Raw genomic sequence first — 3,210 nt, 5'->3', positions numbered from 1 at the left:
TTGCGCCAGGCCGCCGACTGCCTGGCCGAGGGGCACCGCGAGCCGGACCCGTTGCGCCGCTACCCGGCCGCCTACCTCGCGGCGCTGCGGGCCGGAGCGGCGGTGCTGGCGATGCGGGCCCGTCCGCGTCCGCGCCGGGGCGCACCGCGCGACGTCTGGCAGCTGCTGGCCGAGGTCGCGCCGGAACTGGGGGAGTGGTCGGCGTTCTTCGCGTCCTGCTCGCGCACCCGGGCCGCGGCCGAGGCCGGGATCAGCAGGCTGGTGGCCCGGCGGGACGCGGACGACCTGCTGCGTCAGGCCGAGCAGTTCGTCCGTCAGGTGGGTGAGCTGCTGCCGCCGCGCTGATCCGGGATCAGGAGCCGGACGGGGTCCGGGTGCGCCCGCTGCGCAGCACCCGGCCGAGCAGCGTGGTGAACACGGCCGAGACCTCCCGGGCCCCGGGCGTGTCCCAGGACTGGATCGGCAGGCACGCGCCCTGGGCCTGCTGCACGGCCGAGCGGTCCGGCACGACGGTGTTGAACACCAGCGGCCCGAACAGCTCGCGGAGCTCGCCGATCCGGAAGTCGTGCTCGGAGTTGCGTGGCCGGACCCGGTTCACCAGCACGCCGAGCGGCTGCAGCCGGGCGTTCGAACGCTCCCGCTCGGTCTGCACGGCGTCGAAGGCGCGCTGTACGCCGGACACGGAGAACATCGTCGGGTCGGCGACCAGGATCGCCCGGTCGGCCGCGGAGAGTGCGCTGCGGGTCAGCTGGCCCAGCGACGGCGGGCAGTCCACGATCACCAGGCGGTACTGCTCGCCGTCGGCGTCGTGGATGTCGGAGGCGTCCCCGTCGTATCCGCCGTCGGGCTCGCCGTCCGCGACCGGGCCGGTGGCCAGCCGCTGCAGTGCCCGGTCCAGCCGGTGCAGCTGCTTGATCCCGGGGTCCGGGTGGTTGTGCCGCTCGGTCTGCTCCGCGCCGACCAGCACGTCGAGACCCTCACCCCAGCCGGACGGGGCGATCGCGCGCCGCAGCACGGCCGGGCGCGGGTCGTCGAGCACGTCGGCGACGGTGGCCGTGGTGGGTTCGGGATCCAGGGCGGTGGTGGCGTTGGCCTGCGGGTCGAGATCGACCACCAGGGTCGACACGCCGTGCCGCTGGGCCGCACCGGCGAGACCGAGCGCGACGGTGGTCTTCCCGACGCCGCCCTTGAGACTGAGAGTGGCGACGACCTGCACACGCTGAACCTACCGTGCGGTCCCGGGTGTGCCCTCACCCCGGGCGTCGCGGGTGAGCACTAGGGTGCCGGGCGTGAGTTCGGCGTCGCGGGAGCAGGCCGGTGCGGTGCGGGGTGCGGCCGTGCACCGGGCGTTGGAGGCCGAGGTCGGCCGGGTGCGGGCGGAGGCCGGCGGGGCGCCCCCGCGGGTCCTCGACGTCGGTGGCGGGAGCGGGACCTGGGCGGTGCCCCTGGCCGCGGCCGGATGCACCGTGGCGGTCGTCGACACCAGCCCGAACGCGCTGGCGACGCTGGCCCGGCGGGCCCGGGAGGCCGGCGCCACCGAGCGGGTGACCCCGATCCAGGGTGACGTGGACGTGCTGGCCGACCTCGTCCCGGCCGGAGGTGCCGACCTGGTGCTCGGGCACGGGCTGCTCGAGGTCGTCGACGACCCGCGGGCCGTGCTGGCGGCGCTGGCCGAGGCGACCGCACCCGGTGGCGCCGTGTCGGTGCTCACGGTCGGGCGGCACGGGGCGTTCCTCAACCGTGTGATGACCGGGCGGCTGACCGAGGCCCGCAGGCTGCTGGTCGACCCCGACGGGTGCACCGGCCCCGGCGACCAGCTCCGGCGCCGGTTCGACCCGACCACGCTCGGCGAGCTGGCCGGTGCGGTGGGCTCGTTGCGGGTCGAGCTCCTGCAGGGCGACGGGACGCTGGACGGCTGGTGGGCCGGCGCGTCCGGGGACGGCGAGCCGACCACCCGCGAGGTCAACGAGCTCGACGAGCTCGCGTCGGCCGTCCCGGCCCTGGGCGCCGTCGCCCCGCGGCTGCATCTGCTCGCCCGGCGGCACTGACCCCGCCGGTCACCGGATCGGGGCCCGTGGCGGTTCGTCGTGAGCAACGACACGCCGCGCCACGCCGTCCACTCGACGATCAGTGGAAGGTCTTGCCCGGTCCGGGTAGTCGACCGGGGCAACTACTCGTACTCTGTGTCTAGACGTCCATCTGGGCGCTCGTCGTGTCGTTCCGGCACCATGGAAGATGACTCGACAGACCGATTCGTGTGCCGGAGGTGAAGGCATGCCGCTCTCCGAGCACGAGCAGCGACTGCTCGAACAGATCGAGCGGGCTCTCTACGCCGAGGACCCCAAGTTCGCGTCCTCGGTGAGTGGAGGGCGCAGCAAACCCGCCCGCCGCCGCCGCATCCAGGGCGCGATCTTGTTCGTTCTCGGTCTCGTATTGCTCGTCATGGGAATCGTGTGGCCGATCTGGGGCTTCCCGGTGCTCAGCATCGTGGGCTTCCTGGCGATGTTCGGCGGCGGCCTGCTCGCCGTCACCTCGATCGGGGCGAGCGGGAAGAAGGACACGAAGGACGCGGCGTCGTCCTCGTCGTCCGACGCCGCACCCGACAGCGGTGGCTTCACCGGCCGCATGGAGGAGCGCTTCCGGCGTCGCTTCGAGCAGGAGTGACGCGCAGCGGTTCCTGAGCCGGCGGTTCCGGCGAGGAGACCCCGAAACCGACCCGGAGGGGCCGGGACACCACACGGTGTCCCGGCCCCTCCGTCGTGTCGTCCCAGGCGTGTCCGTCTCAGTCGTCCCGTATCAGGGGGCGCTGTCGGCCGGTTCGGTGTCCGGGCTCCGGCGGGGCGCGGGGAGTACCGACGGGGGCAGTAGGCGTGCCGCGAGCGGGGTGCCGGCCGCGGTGATCCCGGCGCGCACCTCGTCCACCAGCGCGTTCAGGACGTCCGGCGCCGGGAGCATCCCGCCGTACCAGGCCGCCTCGACGCGGTCGGTGAGCTCGTCCAGGCTCGCCCGGGCGGAGCCGCCGAGGCCGTGCGCGTCACCGATGTGTGCGGCGGTGGCCCGGACGGTGTCGCCGGGCCGGGCCGCGACCCCGTGGTCGCGGGACACGGCCAGCACCTCCGCCCACGCCGCCGCGGCCGCGCCCTCGCCACCGGCGCGGGCCAGCCCGGTGCGTCGCTGCTGCTGGCGGCGGCGCAGGAGCAGCGGCAGCGC

Annotated in this window: 5 protein-coding genes; 3 read left to right on the top strand and 2 right to left on the bottom strand. The window is 75.0% G+C overall.

Annotated features, from left to right (window positions below; all coding sequences use genetic code 11):
* Positions 1-345 (top strand): SAV_6107 family HEPN domain-containing protein (locus I4I78_RS31450; protein WP_218615147.1); only part of this gene is annotated, 345 nt, incomplete at its 5' end.
* Positions 346-352: 7 nt separating this feature from the next.
* Here the strand turns inward: I4I78_RS31450 and I4I78_RS31445 are convergent.
* Entirely contained in the window at positions 353-1,216 is an 864-nt protein-coding gene (locus I4I78_RS31445) for a ParA family protein (RefSeq protein WP_218615146.1), read from the bottom strand.
* Between the two features lie 73 nt (positions 1,217-1,289).
* On the opposite strand from I4I78_RS31445, the gene I4I78_RS31440 reads away from it, so the two are divergent.
* Positions 1,290-2,048, top strand: coding sequence for a methyltransferase domain-containing protein (locus I4I78_RS31440; RefSeq protein WP_308252472.1), 759 nt, complete (start codon positions 1,290-1,292; stop codon positions 2,046-2,048).
* A 226-nt stretch (positions 2,049-2,274) separates the two neighbouring features.
* Positions 2,275-2,664: a DUF3040 domain-containing protein gene (locus I4I78_RS31435; protein WP_218615145.1), complete on the top strand. Its 390-nt coding sequence runs from the start codon at positions 2,275-2,277 to the stop codon at positions 2,662-2,664.
* A gap of 132 nt (positions 2,665-2,796) precedes the next feature.
* Here the strand turns inward: I4I78_RS31435 and I4I78_RS31430 are convergent.
* On the bottom strand, positions 2,797-3,210 hold a 414-nt coding region (locus I4I78_RS31430; RefSeq protein WP_218615144.1), incomplete at its 5' end, for a DUF4129 domain-containing protein.

Origin of the sequence: Pseudonocardia sp. KRD291, assembly GCF_019263595.1 — a bacterium.
Classification (GTDB): domain Bacteria; phylum Actinomycetota; class Actinomycetes; order Mycobacteriales; family Pseudonocardiaceae; genus Pseudonocardia.
Note: the sequence above shows the minus strand (reverse complement) of the source record. Positions and strands in the feature narration are given on the sequence as shown.